Consider the following 21,314-nt stretch of genomic DNA (forward strand, 5'->3'; position numbering starts at 1 on the left):
GGGGGGGCCGGCGCGCCGCGCGCCCCCCCTCTCGGCCCGGCCGCCCGCCCCCCCCCCCCCCGCCCGGCCCCCCCCCCCCCCCCCCCCCCCCCCCCCCCCGACGGCGCCCGCCTCCAAGGTCCCCTGCTGACCAGAAGGCACGGCAGAGTCGCTTCCCAGGCCATCAGCGTCTCTGCTCCATCGGAGGATCAACTCTCCGCACATCGACGACGAGAGAGCAGATGAAATCAACTCACGGAACCCTCGCCATGATCGTGGCGGGATCTCTCATCACAGGCGGCACCACGAGCGCCGCGCAGGCGGCCGAGCCGGTGTCTCCCGTGACTGGGGTGTCGGGCTCGGTGACGCTGCTGACCGGCGACCGGGTGAGCGTCACCGCGAACGGTTACCGGATCGAGCCGGGGCCAGGCAGGAAAGAGGGCTTCGACGTTCAGCGCCGTCAGGGCTCACCTTCACGTCATTCCAGAGGACGCGAAGCGGCTGCTGCCCAGGGCTGCTGGATGAGCGCCTGTTCGACGTCACGCAGTTGCTCACCTGGCGGTACGGCGACGCTCACAAGGAGGAGATACCGCTGATCGTGCAGTCAGCCGAGGGGAAGTCGGCACAGGCGCTCAGCGGAACGCGCAGCGGCCCGACCGCGTGCTTCCAGTACGCGGTGCGCTGGCTGCGGCAGAACGACGTGCTGCTGCCGGGGATCAGCAAGCTGACCCGGCTGGTGGCGCGCGAGTTCTCGGCCCGGGAGGGCGGACCGTCGTAACGGCCGTACTCCGCCGACGCACGGGCGCTCCGCGACGGCGGTACGCCGCCGGCCGACCTCGGGCACGTCCGGGTCCGCAGAGGTCAGGGCAGCCGACGTCCGCGCCGGGTGGACGGCAGGTCGTGACGGCCCGACAGGAACTCCTGGAAGGCGATCTTGGCGGTGATCGCCGGGCGTCGCCACCGCTCCTCCCGGTGGACCGCCTTGGCCATCTTGCGCGGCGAGCGCCTCGCGAAGAACCAGTGCGCCCACGGCGACCCCGGTCGCGCCAGCCGTACGGCTCCGACCACCAGCAGCACCGGGACGAACAGCCCCACGAGCCCGGTCCAGATCTTGCCCTTGAGCAGCGTGACGACGGCCAGCGCCAGGTTGGCCACGATGAGCAGCGCCGGGTTGACCGGCGTACCGTAGTCCCAGGTCAGCGGCCGGAGCCCGGTGAGCAGCAGCCCCGCGACGGCGACCGCGACGAACACCGCGTCCACCGACGTGCGGCCCTCCTCCTCCCAGTACACGTCGTGCAGATGGAGGATGAGCGCGAACTCGTCGAGCACGAGCGCCGAGCCGATCCCGAAGATCGACGCCGCGGCGGCGTAGCCGACCTGCGACGCCGACGAGACGATCAGCCCGCTGACCCCGCCCACGAGCATCAGCACCACGCCGAAGACCACGTGGTGGATGTGCATCTCCCCGACGTTGACGTCGCGGAACCAGCCGACCTTCGCCCTGATCAGGCGCACGTTGATGCGGGTGGCGATGAACGAGACGATGAGCGCGACGAAGTAACAGAACAGCGGCAGCCGTCCCGTCGCGATGATGCTCTGCTGGAACCAGTTCCCCATGACCTTCGTCCTCGATGCTACGGGTCTGCCGCCATGGGCGGGCTTGTACCCAATCGGGCACCCCGGAAGGGGCATCGGGCACCGGCGTCAGGAGAGGAACGCGCGCAGCAGCGCGGCGGTGCCCTCCAGGTGCTCGGCGACGGCGCGGCGGGCCGCCTCGGGATCGCCCGCGAGGATGGCGGCGACGATCGCCTGGTGCTGGCTCGCGGAGTGCTCCAGGTTGACCTGGAGCATCGGGATGGCGTTGAGCAGGTCGCCGACCCGCAGGCGGGCGTCCGCGCAGGTGGCGGCGAGCAGCGCCGAGCCGGTGAGCTCGGCGATGGACAGGTGGAAGGCGGTGTCGAGGCGGCGGTAGTCCTCGACGCGGGCCTCGTCGAGGTCGGCCAGCCGGCGGCGCAGCACCGCCCGCCGCTCGTCGGTGAGCTCGCTCGCGGCGAGCACGGCCGCGGCGCCGCACTCCACCGCCATCCGGAACGTCAGCGCGTCGGTCAGGTCGGCGGTGCCCATGTCGGCCACGACGCGGCGCAGGTCGCCCGTGCCGGGCTCGGGCGGGACGTAGGTGACGAACGCGCCGCCATAGCGGCCCCGCCGTACGTCGAGATAGCCGGCTTCCTGGAGCGCGCGGATGGCCTCGCGCAGCGTCACCCTGCTGATGCCGAGCCGGACGGCCAGCTCCCGCTCGGGCGGAAGCTTGGCGCCCGGCGGGACCACGCCGAGCTTGATCGCCTGGAGCAGCCGTTCCACGGTCTCCTCGAAGGCGTTGCCCGCCCGTACCGGGCGGAGCACCGTCATCAAACGCGCAGACTCGTCCAACGTGTCCTCGGGTCTTGACAATTCATCGCATCATGCACATCAATGGTCTGACACTAGCCCAATCAACGGGAATGCGCGGCGGCCGGACGGGAGTGAGCACGTGAGCGAGCCGAACACGCCCGGCAGGCCCAGTGGCAGACCCGGTTACACCCCGGGCCTCCTCGGAGTGCGGGAGCTGCGCGAGGAGGTGGCGGCCGGGCGGATCGACACCGTGCTGCTGGCGATCGCCGACATGCAGGGCCGCCTGCAGGGCAAGCGGCTGTCCGCGCGCTTCTTCCTGGAAGAGGTCCTGAGCCACGGCTCGGAGGGCTGCAACTACCTGCTGGCCGTGGACGTCGACATGAACACGGTCTCCGGGTACGCCATGTCGTCCTGGGAGCGCGGCTACGGCGACTTCGTCATGCGGCCCGATCTGTCCACGCTGCGCCGCGTCCCGTGGCAGGAGGGCACGGCCATGCTCATGGCCGACCTGGTGTGGGAGGACGGCGCGGACGTGACCGCCTCGCCCCGGCAGATCCTGCGCCGCCAGCTCGCCCGCCTGGCCGAGCGCGGCCTGGCCGCCTACGTCGGCACCGAGCTGGAGTTCGTCGTCTACGACGACACCTACGAGGACGCCTGGAGGCGCGGCTACCGCGACCTGACGCCCGCGAACCTCTACAACGTCGACTACTCCCTGCTCGGCACCGCCCGCGTGGAGCCCCTGCTACGCCGGATCCGGCGCGAGATGGAGGGCGCCGGCCTGTACGTCGAGTCGGCCAAGGGCGAGTGCAACCTCGGCCAGCACGAGATCGCCTTCCGCTACGCCGAGGCGCTGCGCACCTGCGACAACCACGCGATCTACAAGAACGGCGCCAAGGAGATCGCCGCCCAGGAGGGCCGCTCGATCACCTTCATGGCCAAGCCCAACCAGCGGGAGGGCAACTCCTGCCACGTCCACATCTCCGTGCGGAGCCTCGACGGGGAGCCGGTCATGGCGGGCGACGGGCCGTACGGGATGTCGCAGCTCGGCGCCCGCTTCGTCGCCGGGCAGCTCGCCTGCCTGCGGGAGCTCACGCTGCTGTTCGCGCCCAACATCAACTCGTACAAGAGGTACGTGCCGGGCAGCTTCGCGCCGACCGCGGTCAAGTGGGGCCTGGACAACCGCACCTGCGCCCTGCGCCTGGTGGGCCACGGGGAGTCGCTGCGCGTGGAGAACCGGGTTCCCGGCGGCGACGTGAACCCGTACCTCGCCGTGTCGGCGCTGGTCGCGGCCGGGCTGTACGGCATCGAGAACGAGCTGCCGCTGGAGGACCCGTTCGAGGGCAACGCCTACGCCTCGGACGCCGAGACCGTGCCCCACACGCTGCGTGACGCGCTGGCGCTGTTCGAGCGCTCGAAGCCGGCCCGCGAGGCGTTCGGCGAGGACGTGGTGGCGCACTACGCGAACGGCGCCAGAGTGGAGCTGGCCGCCTTCGACGCGGCGGTGACGGACTGGGAGCTGTTCCGCGGCTTCGAACGGATGTGACGACTGTGACGGACACGATATGAAGATCATCAATCCGGCGACCGAGGACGTCGTCGCCGAGGTCGAACTGGCCGACGCGGCCGAGGTGGACCGGGCTGTGGAGCGTGCCAGGCGCGCCTACGCGTCCTGGCGGGAGGTGGCGCCCGGTGACCGGGCGCGGCTGCTGCGCCGCTTCGCCGACCTGGTGGACCGGCACGGCGAGGAGCTGGCCCGGCTGGAGACGGCCAACGCCGGCCACCCCATCGGCAACTCCCGCTGGGAGGCGGGCGCGGTCCGCGACGTCCTCCACTTCTACGCGGGCGCGCCCGAGCGCAACCACGGCAAGCAGATCCCGGTGCCCGGGGGCGTGGACGTCACGTTCCAGGAGCCGCTGGGCGTCGTGGGCGTCATCGTGCCCTGGAACTTCCCGATGCTGATCACGAGCTGGGGCGTCGCCCCGGCGCTCGCGGCGGGCAACACGGTGATCGTCAAGCCCGCCGAGTGGACCCCGCTGACCGCGCTGCGGCTGGCCGAGCTGGCCCTGGCGGCGGGCCTCCCCGAGGGGGTGCTCCAGGTCCTGCCCGGGGCAGGGGAGGTCGCGGGAGCCCGGCTGGTCGAGCACCCGGACGTGGCCAAGATCGTGTTCACCGGCTCGACCGAGGTGGGCAAGGAGATCGCCGCCAAGGCCGCGGCCCACGTCAAGCGCATCACCCTGGAGCTCGGCGGCAAGTCGGCCAACATCGTCTTCGCCGACGCCGACCTCGACAAGGCCGCCCGGGCCGCCCCCTACGCGGTCTTCGACAACTCCGGCCAGGACTGCTGCGCCCGTTCCCGGCTGCTCGTCCAGGCCGAGGTCTACGACGAGTTCCTCGAACGCCTCGCGCCGGCCGTGCTCGGCGTCAAGGTGGGCGACCCGCTCGACGAGAGCACCGAGATGGGGCCGCTGGTCAGCGCCGAGCACCTCGAACGCGTGCGCGGCTTCGTGGACGGCGAGCCGCACCTGCGGGGCACCTGCCCGCAGGGCAAGGGCTACTGGTTCCCGGCGACGGTGCTGACCTCGAAGGTCACCGACCGCGCCTTCACCGAGGAGATCTTCGGCCCGGTCGTGTCGGTCGTCCCGTTCGCCGACGAGGCGGAGGCCGTCCGGATCGCCAACGACACCCGCTACGGCCTGAGCGGCTCCATCTGGACCCGCGACGTCGGCCGGGCGCTGCGCGTGGCCCGCGCGGTGGAGGCCGGCGCCCTGTCGGTCAACTCCAACTCGTCGGTGCGCTACTGGACGCCGTTCGGCGGCTTCAAGCAGTCCGGCCTCGGCCGCGAGCTCGGCCCCGACGCCCTGTCCGCGTTCACCGAGACCAAGAACGTCTTCATTTCATCGGAGTGAACCCGACGCAGTGAGCGGAGTGGAGGCCCGACGAAGGAGGGACTCCGCGAAGCGAATGAGGAGCGGTGAGCGACCAATCGAGCAGGGAGTGACATCTATGCAGCGTTTGCAGGACCGGGTCGCCGTCGTCACCGGCGCGGGCAGCGGCATCGGACTGGCCACGGCGCGCCGGTTCGCCCAGGAGGGCGCGCGGGTCGTGTGCGTGGACGTCGACGAGGAGGCGGGCACCAAGGCCGCGGCCGAGGTCGGCGGGTTGTTCGTGCTGGCGGACGTGACCAGCGAGGACGACGTCGAGCGGATGTACCGGACGGCGTTCGAGACGTACGGCAGCGTGGACGTGGCGTTCAACAACGCCGGCATCTCGCCCCCCGACGACGACTCGATCCTGGAGACCGGGCTCGACGCCTGGCGGCGCGTGCAGGAGGTGAACCTGACGAGCGTGTACCTGTGCTGCAAGCACGTCATCCCGTACATGCGGCGGCAGGGCAAGGGCTCGATCATCAACACGGCGTCGTTCGTGGCGGTCATGGGGTCGGCCACCTCGCAGATCTCCTACACGGCCTCCAAGGGCGGCGTGCTGGCCATGTCGCGGGAGCTCGGCGTGCAGTTCGCCCGCGAGGGCATCCGGGTCAACGCCCTGTGCCCCGGGCCGGTCAACACGCCGCTGCTCCAGGAGCTGTTCGCCAAGGACCCGGAGCGGGCGCAGCGCAGGCTCGTGCACGTGCCGGTGGGCCGGTTCGCCGAGGCGTCGGAGATCGCCGCCGCGGTGGCGTTCCTGGCCAGCGACGACGCGTCGTTCGTCACGGCGTCGGAGTTCCTCGTCGACGGGGGCATCTCCGGCGCGTACGTGACGCCGCTGTAGGGGGGCTGATCGTGTCCCGTCCGGTCATCGGCATCACGACGTACGTGGAGCCCGCGCGCTACACCGTCTGGGAGCTGGACACCGCGCTCCTGCCGTTCATGTACGTGGAGCAGGTGGTGCGGGCCGGCGGGCAGCCGGTGCTGCTGCCGCCGGCCGGCGAGCCCGGCCCGGTGGCGGCGCGGCTGGACGGGCTCGTCCTGGCCGGCGGGGGCGACATCGACCCCGCCCGCTACGGCGAGGAGCCGCACGAGCGCACCGGCTACGTGCGCAATTTCCGCGACGACGCGGAGTTCGCGCTGCTGACGGCGGCGCTGGAGCGGGGGCTGCCCTACCTGGGCGTCTGCCGCGGGCTGCAGGTTTTGAACGTGGCGCTCGGCGGCAGCCTCCACCAGCACCTGCCGGACGTGGTCGGCCACACCGGGCACTCACCCGCGCCGGGCGTGTTCGGCCACCTGCCGGTACGGCCCGCGCCGGGCTCGCGGCTGGCCAAGGCGCTCGGCGCCGAGCCGGTGGAGGTGCCGCACTACCACCACCAGGCCGTGAACCGTCTCGGGCGGGGGCTGACCGTGACGGCCACGGCCGGCGACGGCACGGTGGAGGCCGTGGAGCTGGACGGGCACCCGTTCGCCCTGGCCGTCCAGTGGCATCCGGAGGCGGCGGCCGACTGCGCGCTGTTCGAGGCCCTGGTGGCCGCCTGCTGAGACGGACCCGGCGATCCCGAGGGGGCGCACGCGACAACAGCCCCGTCACGGCACTAGGCTTGCGGGCATCACCGGCGAACCCGTGCGGGAGAGCGCCCTGACAGCCATCCAGGGTCCCTGAAGGAGCAAGCCCTCCCCGCGAACCTCTCAAGGCAAAGGACCGCACGGACGAGGTGACCTCTGGAAAGCAGGCCCCCGGGCCTCGCCGAAGGTGAAAGTCCGGCAAAGCCCGGGCGAAGCTCTCAGGCAACCATGACAGAGGGGGAGGATCCTGGCATCCGACCCTGCCCTGAGGTGCGAAATGTCCCGACCCACACCGTTGCGAGACGTTCACGAGAGTCTCGGCGCCACGCTCACCGACTTCGCCGGCTGGCTGATGCCGCTGCGCTACGGCAGCGAGTCCGCCGAGCACAACGCCGTCCGCGGCGCGGCCGGGCTGTTCGACCTCTCGCACATGGGCGAGATCTTCGTCACCGGGCCGCAGGCGGGCGAGGCGCTCGACTACGCCCTGGTCGGCCACCTGTCGGCCCTCGTGCCCGGCCGCGCCCGCTACACCATGATCGTCAATGAGCGGGGCGGGGTGCTCGACGACCTCATCGTCTACCGGCTGGGCGACGAGGAGTTCATGGTCGTGGCCAACGCCTCCAACTACGAGAAGGTCGCCGCCGAGCTGGGCGGGCGCGCCAAGTCGTACGACGCGGTGGTCGAGGACCGCTCCGAGCAGTACGCGCTGATCGCCGTGCAGGGGCCGCACGCGCAGGAGATCCTCGCCACCCTCACCGACGCCGACCTGCCCGGCCTCAAGTACTACGCGGGACTGCCCGGCGTGGTCGACGGGCGGCAGGCGCTGATCGCGCGCACCGGCTACACCGGCGAGGACGGGTTCGAGCTGTTCGTGGCCAACGAGGACGCCGTGCCGCTCTGGCACGCCCTCACGCGGGCCGGCGAGCCGTACGGGCTGCGCCCCGCGGGCCTGTCCAGCCGCGACACGCTGCGCCTGGAGGCCGGCATGCCGCTGTACGGCAACGAGCTGAGCGCCGAGCTGACCCCGTTCGACGCGGGGCTGGGCAGAGTGGTGAAATTCGACAAGCCGGGCGACTTCGTCGGCAGGTCGGCGCTGGAGGCGGTCAAGGACACGCCGCCGCGGCGCCGGCTCGTCGGTCTCGTCGCCCGGGGCCGCCGGGTGCCCCGCCACGGGTTCCCGGTCACCAAGGACGGTGCCGTCGTCGGCGAGGTCACCAGCGGTGCCCCCTCCCAGACCCTGGGCAGGCCCATCGCGATGGCCTACGTCGACACCGGGGCGGACGAAGGTCTGGCCGTGGACATCCGGGGCAGCCATGAGGCCATGGACCTCGTGGAGCTGCCCTTCTACAGGAGGAACAAGTGAGCAACATCCCTGACGAGCTGAGCTACACCAAGGAGCACGAGTGGGTGGCCGGCCTTGACGAGGCCATCACGGTGACCGTCGGCGTCACGGCGTACGCCGCCGAGGCCCTTGGCGACGTGGTGTACGTCCAGCTCCCCGACGTGGGCGCGACGGTCGCGCCCGGTGACTCCGTCGGCGAGGTGGAGTCGACCAAGTCGGTGAGCGAGATCTACGCCCCCGTCGGTGGCGAGGTCGTCGAGGTCAACCAGACCGTGGTGGACGACCCCTCGCTGGTCAACAGCGACCCGTACGGCGAGGGCTGGATGTTCCGCGTGCGCGTCGAGGGCGACCCCGAGGACCTGCTCTCGGCCGAGGAGTACACGGCCCTCACCTCGGGCGAGTCCTGACCCATCCGCCGGGGCCCACCGGGCCCCGGCCCTGCTGAAGGGCGCACATCAATGGCGATCAGCGTCTTCGACCTCTTCAAGATCGGCATCGGCCCGTCGAGCTCCCACACCGGCGGCCCGATGGCCGCCGCGCACAAGTTCGCGCGCGGCCTGGACGAGGACGGCCTGCTCGACCAGGTGGACCGCGTCGAGGCCATCCTGTACGGCTCGCTCGGCTTGACCGGCAAGGGCCACGGCAGCGACAAGGCGGTCCTGCTCGGCCTGTCGGGCGAGAAGCCGGAGCTGGTCGACGTGGACACGGTCGACGAGCGCCTGGCCGCGATGCGCGCCTCCGGCACGGTCAAGCTCTACGGCACGCGCGAGATCCCGTTCGTCGTGGGCGAGGACCTCGTCTTCGAGCGGAAGATCTCGCTGCCGGGCCACCCCAACGGCATGCGCTTCACCGCCCGCGCCGATGACGGCTCGGTGCTGCGCGAGAAGGTCTACTACTCCGTCGGCGGCGGCTTCGTGGTGGACGAGACCGCGACGGGAGCCGACCGGATCAAGCCCGACGACACCATCCTGCCGTACCCGTTCACCACCGGCGAGGAGCTGCTCAAGCACTGCTCGGCCTCGGGCCTGTCGATCTCGGCGCTGATGCTGGAGAACGAGAAGGCGTTCGGCCGCTCCGAGGAGGAGATCCGCTCCACCATCCTGAACCTGTGGCGCGTCATGGCCGAGTGCGTGCGGCGGGGCATCGCCAAGGAGGGCGTCCTGCCCGGCGGCCTGAAGGTCAAGCGCCGGGCCAACCAGCTCCACCGCCGCCTCCAGGCGGAGGCGTCCGGCGACGACCCGCTGCGGGCGATGGACTGGGTGTCGCTGTTCGCCCTGGCCGTCAACGAGGAGAACGCCGCGGGCGGCCGCGTCGTCACCGCTCCCACCAACGGCGCCGCCGGCATCGTCCCGGCCGTGCTGACCTACTACTCCAAGTTCGTCCCGAGCGCCGACGACGAGGGCGTGATCCGCTTCCTGCTCACGGCCGCGGCGATCGGCGTGCTGTTCAAGGAGAACGCCTCCATCTCGGGGGCCGAGGTCGGCTGCCAGGGCGAGGTCGGCTCGGCCTGCTCCATGGCCGCGGCCGGGCTGACCGAGGTGCTCGGCGGCACCCCCGAGCAGGTCGAGAACGCGGCCGAGATCGGCATCGAGCACAACCTCGGGCTGACCTGCGACCCGATCGGCGGGCTGGTGCAGATCCCGTGCATCGAGCGCAACGCGGTCGCCTCCATCAAGGCGATCGCCGCGGCCCGCATAGCGCTGCGCGGCGACGGCCGCCACTTCGTGGCACTGGACAAGGCGATCAAGACGATGCGGCAGACCGGGGCCGACATGCTCGACAAGTACAAGGAGACCTCGCGCGGCGGCCTGGCCGTCAACGTCATCGAGTGCTGAGGCCGCCGGCGGGCTCAGCGGCGGACGTGGAGGCGGACGACCGCGCCGGTGTCGTCGTCGCGGACCTCGCGGCGGATGCGGCCCACGATCTCCTTGTCCAGCTTGCCGACCATCGCGCCCACGTCCGCCGACGGTGCGCAGGTGACGGCGATGCGCAGGTGGTCGCCGTCACCCACGACGCGCACCCCCGTACGGCTCAGCCCGTCCACGTCCTTGAGCCCCACGCACAGCATGGCCGTGCCCGTGCCGGAGCGCACCCCGCGGCGGCCCCATCCCAGGCAGAGCAGCAGCCACCGGAGTGAGACCAGGCCGAGCAGCATCAGCCCGAGGGCCGCGGCCCACAGCGTCCACGACTGGGCGGCGACGATCTGCGCCGTCTGCTCGGGCAGCACCTTGGCCCGCGGCGACAGGCCACTGAGCCTGTCATCGGCGCGCAGCCACGCGTACGCGCCCAGGAGCACCAGCACCGCGCCCACGACGGCCAGCCCGACCCGGTTGCCCGCGTACTGTCTCACCCTTGCCCCTCTCGGCTCACCAGCGTCTCCCTCAGCTCATCACGTCGCTCGCCATCGCCCCTTGTGGTTCACCAGCGCCTCCTTCTGCGCAGCCGGACCACGACCTCTCCCGTGCCGAGCGTGCCGACGCCCGCCAGCCGGTCGCCCACGGCCGCGCCCACCTGGCGGAGCATCGCGCCCGTGCTCTCCGCGCCGGTCGTCACTGTGACCTCGATGGTGCGCCGGCGCAGCCGTACGCGTGCCCGTGACACGCCCTCGACCTCCTGCGCCACGGCGCGCAGCGTGCGGCGCAGGCCCACACGCGTGATGCCGATGACGATGTTCGGGTCGGACGTCTCGACCGGCACCAGGTGGCAGCGGCCCGGGACGACGGCGAGCAGCAGCAGCGCGGCGCCCGCGCCGGCGATCCAGAGCGCGCCCGTGCGCAACTCGGCCCAGGCGTGCCGGCCCGCCAGGTCGATCAGGCGCTCCAGCGGCAGCAAGCCGAGTGGCTTGCCCACCAGCGCCGTGACGATCTCGGCGGCCGACAGGCCGAGGCAGACGGTGAGCGCCAGCGCGACCACCGCCCCGGCGGGGGTGCGCGCCGGTTTCAGCGCACGGGTGGAGCGGAGGAGGGGGCTCTCCTGCGCCGGCAGGAGGGCTCCGGGCAGAAGCTGCTGGAGCGTGCTCATCACACCGACCACAGGTACACGGGCCGGGCATCGGATGGATCATGCCCTCGCCGCCGGTTTGCCCGATCATTACAAGGGTGTCCGGGCAACATGAACTGCCCTCATGTTCAATTGCCCGATATGCGGTTACGCTGCTGGTATGGACGTCCGCCCGCGTTACGACCGCGCCACCGCGACGCTGGACCCGCCGTTCGCCGTCCTCGACCTCGACGCCCTGCGGGCCAACGCCGCCGACCTCGTACGGCGCGCGGGCGGCAAGCCGATCCGCGTCGCGACCAAGTCGATCCGCTGCCGTCCCGTGCTCGAACGCATCATGGCCATGGACGGCTTCCGCGGGCTGATGGCCTTCACGCTGCCGGAGGCGCTGTGGCTGGCGCGCTGCGGGTTCGCCGACATCCTGGTGGCCTACCCTACGGCGGACCGGGCGGCGCTGGCGACCCTGGCCGGTGATCCGCGCCTGGCGCGGGAGATCACGGTGACCGTGGACTCGGCCGAGCACCTGGACTACGTGGACGACGCGGTGGCGGCCATCCACCCCCGCCCCGAGATCCGGATATGTCTCGACATCGACGCTGGATATGTCGCCCTCGGTGGGAAATTTCGGGCGGGAGCGCTGCGCTCCTCGATCCGCGAGCCCGAGGAGGCCGCCGACCTGGCCGCCGAGATCGCCAAACGGCCCGGGTTCCGGCTGTCCGGCCTCATGGCGTACGAGGCACAGATCGCCGGGGTGGGCGACGACCCGCCCGGCAATCCCGCGATGACCCGCGCGATCCGCGTCATGCAGCGACGCTCGGCCCGCGAGCTCATCCTGCGCCGCGGCCGCGTCGTCAACGCCGTCAGCCGGCTCTGCGACCTGGACTTCGTCAACGGCGGCGGCACCGGCTCCATCGAGCGCACGGTCCGCGAGAAGGCCGTCACCGAGGTCGCGGCCGGCTCCGGGTTCTTCCACCCGCGCCTGTTCGACTTCTACCGGGCCTTCACCGGCCGTCCCGCGGCGCTCTTCGCGCTGCCGGTGGTCCGCCGGCCGGCCCCGGACACGATCACGGTCCTCGGCGGCGGCTACCTGGCCTCCGGGCCGCCCGGCCCCAGCCGCCTCCCCCAGCCGTACCTGCCGCCGGGCCTGCGCTACGCGCCCGACGAGGGCGCCGGGGAGGTGCAGACCCCACTGCTCGGCGAGGCCGCGGAGGACCTGCGGGTGGGCGACCGTGTCTGGTTCCGCCACGCCAAGGCGGGCGAGCTGTGCGAACGCTTCGCGGAGCTCCACCTCATCGACGGCGACGAGGTCGTCGGCACGGCCCCGACGTACCGGGGCGAGGGCAAGACCTTCCTCTGACCCTCTCGGCCCTCGGACGCTCTGGGCCTTCCTGACCGTCTCGGCCTCATGCCCTCTGGATCCTCTTGGCCGTCTTGACCCTCTGGACCCCTTAACCCCCTGGCCGTCTTGGCCCGATCCCGCCGGGCAGCCCGGGGGCGGTGGCCGGGCGGCCCGGAGGCGGTGGCCAGGCGGCCCGGGGGCGGCGATCCCGCCGGGCGAGCCAGGGACGGTGGCCGGGCGGCCCAGGGCGGTGGTCCCGCCCCGGGCGACGCCCAGGTCTCAGCGGCGGCGGCGCCGCCACAGCGCGATCGCGGCGCCCAGCACCAGCACGGCCCCCACCCCGATCAGCACAGGCCCCAGCTCGGGCGGCTCGTCGTCCCACAGCCGCTCGGAGTCCTCGCCCGGCGCCGGCCGTTGCGTCACTCCCAGCGCGTCGCCCACGGACGCGACGAACAGCCCGGCCCGCGCCTTCACATCGGCGACCGTGCGCTCCTTCACCCGCTTGGGGCTCACGCGGTCGGCGATGGCGTCGACCGTCTGCGCCAACTCCGCGCGGGTCCGCGCGATCCGCCGCTCCAGCTCGTCGGGATCGGTGTCTGCCATGGCTCTCCTCTCGACCACGCTCCGGTCGGCCGGCTCATGTCGGCGCCCACTCCGTGGTCGCGGACGAGCACGCCGGCTCCGGTCGTGATCAGTCTGTCAGGTCGGCACCCCGCGCGGCACGGCGGGCGGCCCGGCGTACCGGCCCGGTAGGTTTTGCTGGACGAACTCAGGAGGGCCCATGACCGAAACCAAGCTCGCGCCCGGCGACGCCGCGCCCGAGTTCACGCTACCCGCGGCGGGCGGAAACACCGTCTCCCTGGGCGATTTCCGCGGCAAGCGCGTGATCCTGTACTTCTACCCGGCCGCCATGACGCCGGGCTGCACCAAGCAGGCGTGCGACTTCCGCGACAACCTCGCGCAGCTCACCGGGGAGGGGTTCGCCGTCCTCGGCGTGTCCAAGGACAAGCCTGCCAAGCTGGACAAGTTCGTCGAGCGCGACGAGCTGACGTTCCCGCTGCTGTCCGACCCGGAGCTGGACGTCCACAAGGCGTACGGCGCGTACGGCACCAAGAAGCTGTACGGCAAGGAGGTCGTCGGCGTCATCCGCTCGACCTTCGTCATCGACGCGGACGGCAAGATCGAGCAGGCGCTCTACAACGTGAAGGCGACGGGCCACGTCGCGTCCCTGAAGAAGAAGCTCGGCCTCGCCTGACCGCCACCGCGGGCCCTCAACGGGGCCCGCACGGGGGCTGGACCCCTGCGGCGCATGGCGCGAACACGTATGCCCACGCTCGCGCCGGGACGCTAAACTGTCCGGAGCCCGCCACGGCGGGACTTACGCGGGCGTGGCGAAATGGCATACGCGGCAGGTTTAGGTCCTGTTGGTGGAGACACTGTGGGGGTTCGAGTCCCCCCGCCCGCACATTCATCGACGCGTTGAGCCGCGATTCCTGCCCGCAAATGTCGGGGTCTGCGAATGACAGTTCGGGCACAGCAGCCGAAGGTTATCGCTGCGGTTATCCAAGGGATCGCCGTTGACGTGATCCACCTCCAACGTCAGGGGCTGCCCCTGCCATGTTTCGCCACCGCCGCATCGCGCGCACACCGCAGGCACCCCCAGCGCCCGCAGGGCACGGCGGAGCCTGGCGCCGGGAGTTCGGCTCGCGCCAGGCGGACGCACCACCAGGACGGCGGTCGGATCGCGGTACGAGCCGTCGAGCGCGACGCTGGTGGGCTCGCGCCTGAAGTGCGATGTGTCGATGCCGTGACGCGCCAGGCATCGCAGTACGCGCCTCCGGTTCGCCTCGCCCGAGGCGAGCCCCAGTCGCCGCATCAGCTCCGCGACGGAGTGCACATCCCCGACGACTGACCGGACCTCCGCCTCGTCGAGAGCGAGCCGCCGGTATGCGGTCGGCTCCGGGATCCCCGCCGCCCGCAACCGCCGCCGGACCCGCTCGCGTGCCGCACCGCTTCCGGACAGGCCCAGCCTCCGGAGAATTTCCCGCATGCTCTTTGCGCCGCGAGCCGCCTCAGCCAGGGCGTCGTCGCCGAAATCGGCCACCGGATTCAGCTCACCCGAAACACCTGAGAAATGGGACGTGCTGATACCGGCGGCCTTGATGCGCCTGCTGATGTGCGAATGTGCGCCACCGCTGCGCGTGATGCCGAGATAATCCAGAACTCCGTTGACACTCGTCGACGCGGCGACCGCCCCGGCGAGGATTTCCGGTGTGTACGTGACTGCGGCGCCTCGCCGGAAATGTGTCGTGTCGATGCCCAACCGGTCCAATGTCCGCCGCATGCCGGCACGGCGGCCACCCGAGTTGTTCAGCCCCAACTCGGCGAGGACGCCGGCCACGGATGTGACGCGACCCACCAGGCGGGCCAGCTCCTCCGGAGATGGATACGCGGATGGCATGGAAGCACCCTAGGAAATCCCACCGACATTCCCAGCCGCCGTGGTGGCCCGGTGCTCTGCGCTCAGCCCGTGCGGGTGGGGGTCGGGGTGATGGGAGGCGGGGCTGTGGGGGGAAGCGACATGGTGGGGACGGGCGTCGGCGGGATCATGGGTGCGGTGGGGCCCGGCGGGAACGGGGCGGCGTCGCGGCAGTACGTGCCGCCGGGGACCGGGCGGCAGTCCGGGTGGACGCCCGGGTGGCGCTCCCAGTCGCGGTAGGGGCCCCAGCGGGGCCGGTCGTCCCAGTGGGAGGCGCGGTCGTGGTGGGTGACGCCGACGACGAGCGCCACCGCGGTGCCGCCCAGCAGGCCGCCGATGACCAGGCCGATCAGGCCCGCGCCGATGATCTGGGCCGGCTTCTGACGCACGAAGTCGCGGAAGGAGGAGTCCTGTCGCGGAGGCGGAGGGGGCGGAGGCGGTCCCCAGCCGGGGCTCGGGTGCGCCGCCGGCGGTTGCTGCCGCGTGCGGTCCGTTCCTGAAGCCGGCGGCCGTTCCTGCGTGGCGTCCGTCCGTGGAGCGGTGGGCTGGTGCTGTGCCGCGTCCGTCCGTGGAGCGGTGGGCTGGTGCTGTGTGGCGTCCGTCCCTGGAGCGGAGGGCCGGTCGTGCGTGGCGTCCGCTCCTGGAGTGGAGGACTGGTCCTGCCTGGCGTCCGCTCCTGGAGCGGGAGGTCGTTCTACTGAGACCGGGTCGCGCGGCGCTTCCTCTTCGCCGCGCGACCCAGCTCCGCGATCATGATCCGCCATCACGATCTCCCTTTACTGCCCCATAAGGGGGCACTCCCAAGGTCAACTATGCCCATGCAGTCGTAAGGCCGGCGTAAGACCTGGGTCGTACACCGACTTCCCCCTTGAGGCGGACAAAGTCCCGCCAGGCCGTACGTATCGTAAGGATGTGTTCGGCAGGGTACATGCGTGGTCGAAGCGCCATGCGAAGATCATGGATGCCCTCCGGGGCGCGCCGCTCGCGGCGCTGACGTTGATCACCGTCCGGCCGTACGCGGACGGCACCGTCCAGGGACCCGGCGCCACGCTCCACCTGGCCGGGTACCTGGTGCTGTCGGGGCTGCTCATCGTGCCGCTGCTGTGGCAGCGGCGCAGGCCGCTGACGGTGTTCGGGGCCGTGGCGCTGGTCTGCTTCGTCCAGTGGGCGCTGGGTTTCGATCCCGTGCCGGCGAACCTCGCCGTGCTCCTGGCACTGTGGTCGGTGGCCTACCAGTGCGTGTTCCGGTGGGCGCTCGCGGCGGGGCTGGTGGCCGAGCTGGGCGTGTACCTCGTGCTGGTGCACTGGGGCCAGGTCTCGTTCAGCATGTTCTTCAGCGGCTCCATCTTCGTCGTGACCACCTGGCTGACCGGCCTGTACGCCAACACGCGCCGCCGCTACCTGGAGGGCCTGGAGGAGCGCGCCGAGCGGGCCGAGCGCGAGCGCGACCAGCAGGCGCGGCTGGCGGCGACGGCCGAGCGGGCGCGGATCGCCCGGGAGCTGCACGACGTGGTGGCCCACCATGTGAGCGTCATCGTGGTCCAGGCCGACGGCGCCGGCTACGCCATCGACCGCGCCCCCGAGCAGGCCCGCCAGGCCGTGCGGAACATCTCCAGGACCGGCCGTGAGGCGCTGGCCGAGATGCGGCGGCTGGTCGGCGTGCTGCGCGAGGACCGTGAGGGCGGTGCGACGGGCACCGACTACACGCCCCAGCCGGGCCTGGCCCAGCTTGAGGAGCTGGTGCGCGGCGCGGGCGTGCCGGCGCGGCTGCGGGTGTCGGGCGTGCCGAGCGACCTGCCGGAGGGGCAGCAGCTCGCGGTGTACCGAATCGTCCAGGAGGCCCTGACGAACGCGTTCAAGCACGGCGGGCCGGGAGCGCGCGCGCTGGTGGAGCTCACGTACGGAGGGCCGGAGCTGGTGGTGCGGGTGAGCGACGACGGGCGGGGCGCGGCGGCGCCGCGCAGCCACGACGGCCACGGGCTGGTCGGGATGCGCGAGCGGGTCGGCATGTACGGCGGGGCGGTGTCGGCGGAGCCGCGTCCCGGCGGCGGGTTCGAGGTGCTGGCCCGGCTGCCCGTCCCCGCGACCAGGGCCGCCTGATGAGCGGCCGGGAGGGTGCCCCCATCCGGGTGATGCTGGTCGACGACCAGGAGCTGCTGCGCGCCGGGTTCAGGATGGTGCTGGCGGCGCAGCCCGACATCGAGGTGGTCGCCGAGGCGGGCGACGGCGCGCGGGCGCTGGAGGTGCTGCGCGGCACCGACGTGGACGTCGTGCTCATGGACGTGCGCATGCCGGGCATGGACGGCGTCGAGGCCACGGCCCGGATCCAGGGGCCGAAGGTGCTCATCCTCACGACGTTCGACCTGGACGAGTACGCGTTGGCGGCGGTGAAGGCGGGCGCGTCGGGGTTCCTGCTGAAGGACGTGCCGCCGGACGACCTGCTGAACGCGATCAGGGCGGTGCACGCGGGCGACGCCGTCATGGCGCCGAGCACGCTGCGCCGGATGCTCGACCGGTTCGCCGCGAACCTCCCGGACCAGGACCTGCCCGACGGTGCCGGGCTGACGCCGCGCGAGCGCGAGGTGCTGCTGATGGTGGCGCGCGGCCTGTCCAACCTGGAGATCGCCGCCGCGCTGGAGGTGGCGGAGGCGACCGTGAAGACCCATCTGGGGCGGGTGCTGGCCAAGCTGGGGCTGCGGGACCGGGCGCAGGCGGTCGTGTACGCGTACGAGGCGAGGCTGGTCGTGCCCTCCCACCGGCCGCGAGCCTGACGCGGGTGCATCGGCCGAAAGGCTGACCGGCGTCATCGCACGGCCTATACGAAATCCCTCCTCAGGGCCCATTTTTTCCGCATATCTCGCTCGTAGCGTGAGTCGCGTTCCCCAACCCCTTGAAGGAGTGGACGTGACCATCACCGAGACCGAGACAGGGAGCCGCCGCAGGGCCGCCCCCGCCGTCGTGGCGCGCGGCCTGACGAAGGTGTACGGCCAGGGCGACGCGAAGGTGTACGCCCTGCGCGAGGTGGACGTGGCGTTCGAGACCGGCGCGTTCACGGCGATCATGGGCCCGTCCGGCTCGGGCAAGTCCACGCTGATGCACTGCCTGGCCGGGCTGGACACGGCCACGTCGGGCACCGTGCGCATCGGCGACGTGGAGCTGACCGGCCTGAGCGACAAGCGGCTCACGTTGCTGCGCCGGGAGCGGATCGGGTTCGTGTTCCAGGCGTTCAACCTGCTGCCGACGCTGACCGCCGAACAGAACATCCGCCTCCCCCTGGAGATCGCGGCCCGGCAGCCGGACCAGGTGCTGTTCGACCGGGTCGTGGAGACGGTCGGCCTGCGGGACCGGCTCGGGCACCGGCCGACGGAGCTGTCCGGCGGCCAGCAGCAGCGCGTGGCCGTGGCACGGGCGCTCATCAGCAAGCCGCAGGTGATCTTCGCGGACGAACCGACCGGCAACCTGGACTCGCGCAGCGGCGCCGAGGTGCTGTCATTCCTGCGCACCTCGGTGCGGGAGCTGGGGCAGACCATCGTCATGGTCACGCACGACCCGGTCGCCGCCGCGTACGCGGACCGCGTGGTGTTCCTGCGGGACGGCGAGCTGGTCACGGAGCTGGCCGCGCCCACGCCGCAGTCGGTCCTCGACACGCTGATGAAGCTGGAGGCCTGAGATGACGCACCCCGCTGAGACGACGCACACCGCTGAGACGACCCATGCCGCTGAGACGACCCGTACCGGAGGCGCGGCGTGCTGAGGACGACGCTGGCCGGGCTGCGCGCGCACCGGCTGAGGCTGCTGCTCACGTCGCTGGCCATCACGCTGGGCGTGGGCTTCATCGCCGGCACGTTCGTGCTGACGGACACCGTCCAGGCCGGGCTCGCGCAGAAGGTCACGGCCGACGCGGGCAAGGTGGACGTGGCCGTACTCGCCGAGGGGCCGGACGGCCGGCTGCCCGCGGCGCTGCTCGACAAGGTGCGGGGCCTACCGGGCGTCACGGACGCGCAGGGCGTCGTACGCGGGCCGGCGCCGCTGATCGGCAAGGACGGCAAGGCGGCCGGCGACGCTCCGACGACGGGCCTGTCGATCTCGTCCGGCCCGCTCAGCCGCGCCGTGATCGTGTCCGGTACGGGCCCCGGCTCCGACGACCTGGCGGCCGTGCTCGACGAGAGCACCGCCAAGGCCCAGGGCGTCAAGGTGGGCGGCACGATCACCGTGCTGGACCTGCAGCGGCGGGCGCGGATGTTCAAGCTGGTCGGCCTGCTCGACCCGGGCGTGGACCAGGAGCTGGCCTACACCGGTGTGGTGGGCTTCACCCCGGCCATGGCGCAGCGGATGACGGGCGAGAAGGGGTTCCGCGAGATCGACGTCGCGGGGGCCGACCCTGACGCGCTGCGGCGGACGGTCGCCGCCGCCGCGGGCGGCGAGGGCCGCCAGGTGCTCACCGGAGCGCAGCTCGCCGACCGGCTGGCCCGGCAGGCCGGGGTGGAGATCAAGGCGGTGACCGTGGGGCTGCTCATGTTCGGGCTGGTGTCCATGCTGGTGGCGGCGCTGGTCATCTACAACACGTTCACGATCCTGGTGGCGCAGCGCACCCGGGAGATGGCGCTGCTGCGCTGCATCGGCGCGACGCGGGGCCAGGTGTTCGGCTCGGTGCTGCTGGAGTCGGTCGTGATCGGCCTGCTGTCGGCCGTCCTGGGCCTGCTGGCCGGGTACGGGCTCGGCGCGGGGACGCTCGCGGTGCTCGGCGCGCTGGACGCGCCGCTGCCGACGGGGGCCGCCGTCCGGCTGGCGCCGGGCACCATCGGCCTCGGGCTGGCCGTCGGGCTGCTCGTCACCATCGGCTCGGCGGTGCTGCCGGCGCGCACGGCCACCCGGGTCGCGCCGGTGGCCGCGCTGCGCACGCAGGTGGAGGAGCAGGCGTTCCGCACGGGCCTGCTCCGGATGGTCGCCGCCGGGGTGTTCCTGCTGGCGGGCCTGGGCACAGCCGGTGTCGGCGCGCTGGTGCTGGAGCCGGGGCATCAGGTGTCCCTGTTCGTGGTCATGGGCGGTGGCGTGCTCACGTTCCTCGGCGTGCTCATCCTCGGGCCGGTGCTGGTCAGGCCGCTCAGCGCGCTGGTCGGGGCGGTCCCGGCCCGGCTGTTCGGCGTGCCGGGACGGCTGGCCGTGGACAACTCCGGCCGCAACCCGAGGCGGGCCGCCACCACGACGGTCGCCCTGACCGTGGGCGTGACGCTGATGACGCTCATCTCCGTGCTCACCGCCTCGACCCGGGTGACGCTGACCGACAAGCTCGACGACCAGTTCCCCATCGACTACATGCTGGCCACCCAGGAGCGCGACTCGGCCATTCCCCGCTCCGTCGGCGAGGAGCTGCGGCGGCGGCCGGAGCTCGCCTCGGTGGTGCAGATCCGCGACACCGAGGCCAAGGTCAGCGGGCCGAAGGGCGGCGCGAGCCGCGTGGACGTGGGCGCGTACGACGGCCCGATGGACCCGCCCGTCACGGCGGGCTCCATGCGCGGTCTCGGCGACGGCCAGGTCGCGGTCGAGGACGACGTGGCCGCCAAGCTCGGCGTCCGCGTGGGCGACTCGCTGTCGCTGACGACGAAGGAGGCCGGCGCGGTCACGCTCGCCGTCGTCGCGGTGCTGGACGGCTCCGACTCGGCGCTGCCGGACCTCACCGTGGCCACGACCGCCTTCGACCGGTACTTCGGCGCGCTGCCCGACTCCAGGGTGATGGTCGACGCCAAGGACGACGTGGCGGCGGACAGGTCCCGGGCGGTGGTGGACGCGGCGACGGCCGCGTACCCGACGGTCAAGGTGTCGAGCTCGACCGAGGTGCGCGGCGAGTTCGACGAGGCCCTGGACATGCTGCTGATGATCGTCACGGGGCTGCTGGGGCTGGCCATCCTCATCTCGCTGCTCGGCATCGCCAACACGCTGTCGCTGTCGGTGCACGAGCGGACCCGGGAGTCGGCGCTGCTGCGGGCCCTCGGCCTCACCCGGCCGCAGTTGCGGCGCATGCTGTCGGTGGAGGCGCTGGTGCTCGGGCTGATCGGCGCCCTCGTCGGGGTGGTGCTCGGCGCGGTGTTCGGCTGGGCCGCGGTGCGGGCGATGATCGACGGGGCGGTGTACGTGGTGCCGTACGGGCAGGTCGCGCTGTTCGTGGTGCTGTCGGGGCTGGCGGGGGTGCTGGCGGCGGTGCTGCCGGCCCGGCGCGCGGCCCGCGCCTCGATCGTCGGCGCCCTGGCGAGCGGCTGACGACCCGTCAGTCGCGGGATGCCCTCAGCGGCGGGT

Annotated in this window: 21 protein-coding genes, 1 tRNA gene and 1 riboswitch; of the genes, 15 read left to right on the plus strand and 7 right to left on the minus strand. The window is 72.3% G+C overall.

Annotation, left to right across the window (positions count from 1 at the left end; all coding sequences use genetic code 11):
* Positions 1-577 precede the first annotated feature (577 nt).
* Positions 578-757, plus strand: coding sequence for a hypothetical protein (locus tag ACIBG4_RS27360; RefSeq protein ID WP_397204252.1), 180 nt, complete (start codon positions 578-580; stop codon positions 755-757).
* An 83-nt stretch (positions 758-840) separates the two neighbouring features.
* On the opposite strand, the gene ACIBG4_RS27365 is transcribed toward ACIBG4_RS27360, so the two are convergent.
* Positions 841-1,596 carry a hypothetical protein gene (locus ACIBG4_RS27365; protein WP_397204253.1) on the minus strand — a complete coding sequence of 252 codons (756 nt, stop codon included), beginning with the start codon at positions 1,594-1,596 and terminating at the stop codon, positions 841-843.
* Between the two features lie 87 nt (positions 1,597-1,683).
* On the minus strand, positions 1,684-2,388 hold the full coding sequence (locus tag ACIBG4_RS27370) for an FCD domain-containing protein (RefSeq protein WP_355437215.1): 705 nt from the start codon (positions 2,386-2,388) through the stop codon (positions 1,684-1,686).
* A gap of 121 nt (positions 2,389-2,509) precedes the next feature.
* On the opposite strand from ACIBG4_RS27370, the gene ACIBG4_RS27375 reads away from it, so the two are divergent.
* From ACIBG4_RS27375 to ACIBG4_RS27405, 7 genes are all read left to right on the plus strand, one after another.
* Complete coding sequence (locus tag ACIBG4_RS27375; RefSeq protein WP_397204254.1) at positions 2,510-3,913, plus strand: glutamine synthetase family protein; 1,404 nt, start codon at positions 2,510-2,512, stop codon at positions 3,911-3,913.
* A 19-nt stretch (positions 3,914-3,932) separates the two neighbouring features.
* Positions 3,933-5,276, plus strand: a complete 1,344-nt coding sequence (locus ACIBG4_RS27380) for an aldehyde dehydrogenase family protein (RefSeq protein ID WP_355437213.1) — start codon at positions 3,933-3,935, stop codon at positions 5,274-5,276.
* A 97-nt stretch (positions 5,277-5,373) separates the two neighbouring features.
* Positions 5,374-6,138 carry a 3-oxoacyl-ACP reductase gene (locus ACIBG4_RS27385; protein ID WP_397204255.1) on the plus strand — a complete coding sequence of 255 codons (765 nt, stop codon included), beginning with the start codon at positions 5,374-5,376 and terminating at the stop codon, positions 6,136-6,138.
* An 11-nt stretch (positions 6,139-6,149) separates the two neighbouring features.
* The gene (locus ACIBG4_RS27390; RefSeq protein WP_397204256.1) at positions 6,150-6,839 is read left to right on the plus strand and encodes a gamma-glutamyl-gamma-aminobutyrate hydrolase family protein; all 690 of its coding nucleotides are present in this window, start codon (positions 6,150-6,152) and stop codon (positions 6,837-6,839) included.
* Positions 6,840-6,914: 75 nt separating this feature from the next.
* Positions 6,915-7,012, plus strand: a riboswitch (glycine riboswitch).
* Positions 7,013-7,140: 128 nt separating this feature from the next.
* Positions 7,141-8,226: a glycine cleavage system aminomethyltransferase GcvT gene (gcvT, locus tag ACIBG4_RS27395; RefSeq protein ID WP_397204257.1), complete on the plus strand. Its 1,086-nt coding sequence runs from the start codon at positions 7,141-7,143 to the stop codon at positions 8,224-8,226.
* Positions 8,223-8,612, plus strand: coding sequence for a glycine cleavage system protein GcvH (gene gcvH, locus ACIBG4_RS27400; protein WP_310710656.1), 390 nt, complete (start codon positions 8,223-8,225; stop codon positions 8,610-8,612). The genes gcvT and gcvH overlap by 4 nt, the downstream gene beginning before the upstream one ends.
* A 51-nt stretch (positions 8,613-8,663) precedes the next feature.
* Positions 8,664-10,040, plus strand: coding sequence for an L-serine ammonia-lyase (locus ACIBG4_RS27405; RefSeq protein ID WP_397204258.1), 1,377 nt, complete (start codon positions 8,664-8,666; stop codon positions 10,038-10,040).
* Between the two features lie 14 nt (positions 10,041-10,054).
* On the opposite strand, the gene ACIBG4_RS27410 is transcribed toward ACIBG4_RS27405, so the two are convergent.
* Entirely contained in the window at positions 10,055-10,555 is a 501-nt protein-coding gene (locus ACIBG4_RS27410; RefSeq protein ID WP_397204259.1) for a hypothetical protein, read from the minus strand.
* Positions 10,556-10,623: 68 nt separating this feature from the next.
* Positions 10,624-11,226 (minus strand): DUF6286 domain-containing protein, encoded by a 603-nt coding sequence (locus ACIBG4_RS27415; protein WP_310710653.1) that lies wholly within the window; start codon positions 11,224-11,226, stop codon positions 10,624-10,626.
* 139 nt (positions 11,227-11,365) lie between these two features.
* On the opposite strand from ACIBG4_RS27415, the gene ACIBG4_RS27420 reads away from it, so the two are divergent.
* Positions 11,366-12,559, plus strand: a complete 1,194-nt coding sequence (locus tag ACIBG4_RS27420) for an amino acid deaminase/aldolase (RefSeq protein WP_397204260.1) — start codon at positions 11,366-11,368, stop codon at positions 12,557-12,559.
* Between the two features lie 261 nt (positions 12,560-12,820).
* On the opposite strand, the gene ACIBG4_RS27425 is transcribed toward ACIBG4_RS27420, so the two are convergent.
* Entirely contained in the window at positions 12,821-13,144 is a 324-nt protein-coding gene (locus ACIBG4_RS27425) for a DUF3618 domain-containing protein (RefSeq protein WP_397204261.1), read from the minus strand.
* Between the two features lie 178 nt (positions 13,145-13,322).
* On the opposite strand from ACIBG4_RS27425, the gene bcp reads away from it, so the two are divergent.
* Together bcp and ACIBG4_RS27435 are read left to right on the plus strand one after the other, a co-directional pair.
* Positions 13,323-13,796, plus strand: coding sequence for a thioredoxin-dependent thiol peroxidase (gene bcp, locus ACIBG4_RS27430; RefSeq protein WP_397204262.1), 474 nt, complete (start codon positions 13,323-13,325; stop codon positions 13,794-13,796).
* Between the two features lie 127 nt (positions 13,797-13,923).
* A tRNA-Leu gene (locus ACIBG4_RS27435) sits at positions 13,924-14,006 on the plus strand.
* A gap of 3 nt (positions 14,007-14,009) precedes the next feature.
* Here ACIBG4_RS27435 and ACIBG4_RS27440 read toward each other — a convergent pair.
* Entirely contained in the window at positions 14,010-15,002 is a 993-nt protein-coding gene (locus ACIBG4_RS27440; protein WP_397204263.1) for an HNH endonuclease, read from the minus strand.
* 62 nt (positions 15,003-15,064) lie between these two features.
* Complete coding sequence (locus ACIBG4_RS27445; protein WP_397204264.1) at positions 15,065-15,409, minus strand: hypothetical protein; 345 nt, start codon at positions 15,407-15,409, stop codon at positions 15,065-15,067.
* Positions 15,410-15,977: 568 nt separating this feature from the next.
* Between ACIBG4_RS27445 and ACIBG4_RS27450 the strand changes: the two genes are divergently transcribed.
* From ACIBG4_RS27450 to ACIBG4_RS27465, 4 genes are all read left to right on the plus strand, one after another.
* On the plus strand, positions 15,978-17,120 hold the full coding sequence (locus ACIBG4_RS27450) for a sensor histidine kinase (protein ID WP_397204265.1): 1,143 nt from the start codon (positions 15,978-15,980) through the stop codon (positions 17,118-17,120).
* On the plus strand, positions 17,120-17,791 hold the full coding sequence (locus ACIBG4_RS27455; protein ID WP_397204266.1) for a response regulator: 672 nt from the start codon (positions 17,120-17,122) through the stop codon (positions 17,789-17,791). The genes ACIBG4_RS27450 and ACIBG4_RS27455 overlap by 1 nt, the downstream gene beginning before the upstream one ends.
* A gap of 133 nt (positions 17,792-17,924) precedes the next feature.
* Positions 17,925-18,689 carry an ABC transporter ATP-binding protein gene (locus tag ACIBG4_RS27460; RefSeq protein WP_355437190.1) on the plus strand — a complete coding sequence of 255 codons (765 nt, stop codon included), beginning with the start codon at positions 17,925-17,927 and terminating at the stop codon, positions 18,687-18,689.
* 78 nt (positions 18,690-18,767) lie between these two features.
* Entirely contained in the window at positions 18,768-21,278 is a 2,511-nt protein-coding gene (locus tag ACIBG4_RS27465; protein ID WP_397204267.1) for an ABC transporter permease, read from the plus strand.
* Positions 21,279-21,314 lie beyond the last annotated feature (36 nt).

Origin of the sequence: Nonomuraea sp. NPDC050383, from assembly GCF_044459125.1 — a bacterium.
Classification (GTDB): Bacteria; Actinomycetota; Actinomycetes; order Streptosporangiales; family Streptosporangiaceae; genus Nonomuraea.

Coding starts and splice junctions, on each gene's coding strand:
- ACIBG4_RS27365 (WP_397204253.1), bottom strand. CDS start 1,596: ATGGGGAACTGGTTCCAGCAGAGCATCATCGCGACGGGACGGCTGCCG.
- ACIBG4_RS27370 (WP_355437215.1), bottom strand. CDS start 2,388: ATGACGGTGCTCCGCCCGGTACGGGCGGGCAACGCCTTCGAGGAGACC.
- ACIBG4_RS27380 (WP_355437213.1), top strand. CDS start 3,933: ATGAAGATCATCAATCCGGCGACCGAGGACGTCGTCGCCGAGGTCGAA.
- ACIBG4_RS27385 (WP_397204255.1), top strand. CDS start 5,374: ATGCAGCGTTTGCAGGACCGGGTCGCCGTCGTCACCGGCGCGGGCAGC.
- gcvT (WP_397204257.1), top strand. CDS start 7,141: ATGTCCCGACCCACACCGTTGCGAGACGTTCACGAGAGTCTCGGCGCC.
- ACIBG4_RS27405 (WP_397204258.1), top strand. CDS start 8,664: ATGGCGATCAGCGTCTTCGACCTCTTCAAGATCGGCATCGGCCCGTCG.
- ACIBG4_RS27415 (WP_310710653.1), bottom strand. CDS start 11,226: ATGAGCACGCTCCAGCAGCTTCTGCCCGGAGCCCTCCTGCCGGCGCAG.
- ACIBG4_RS27420 (WP_397204260.1), top strand. CDS start 11,366: ATGGACGTCCGCCCGCGTTACGACCGCGCCACCGCGACGCTGGACCCG.
- ACIBG4_RS27425 (WP_397204261.1), bottom strand. CDS start 13,144: ATGGCAGACACCGATCCCGACGAGCTGGAGCGGCGGATCGCGCGGACC.
- bcp (WP_397204262.1), top strand. CDS start 13,323: ATGACCGAAACCAAGCTCGCGCCCGGCGACGCCGCGCCCGAGTTCACG.
- ACIBG4_RS27440 (WP_397204263.1), bottom strand. CDS start 15,002: ATGCCATCCGCGTATCCATCTCCGGAGGAGCTGGCCCGCCTGGTGGGT.
- ACIBG4_RS27450 (WP_397204265.1), top strand. CDS start 15,978: ATGGATGCCCTCCGGGGCGCGCCGCTCGCGGCGCTGACGTTGATCACC.
- ACIBG4_RS27455 (WP_397204266.1), top strand. CDS start 17,120: ATGAGCGGCCGGGAGGGTGCCCCCATCCGGGTGATGCTGGTCGACGAC.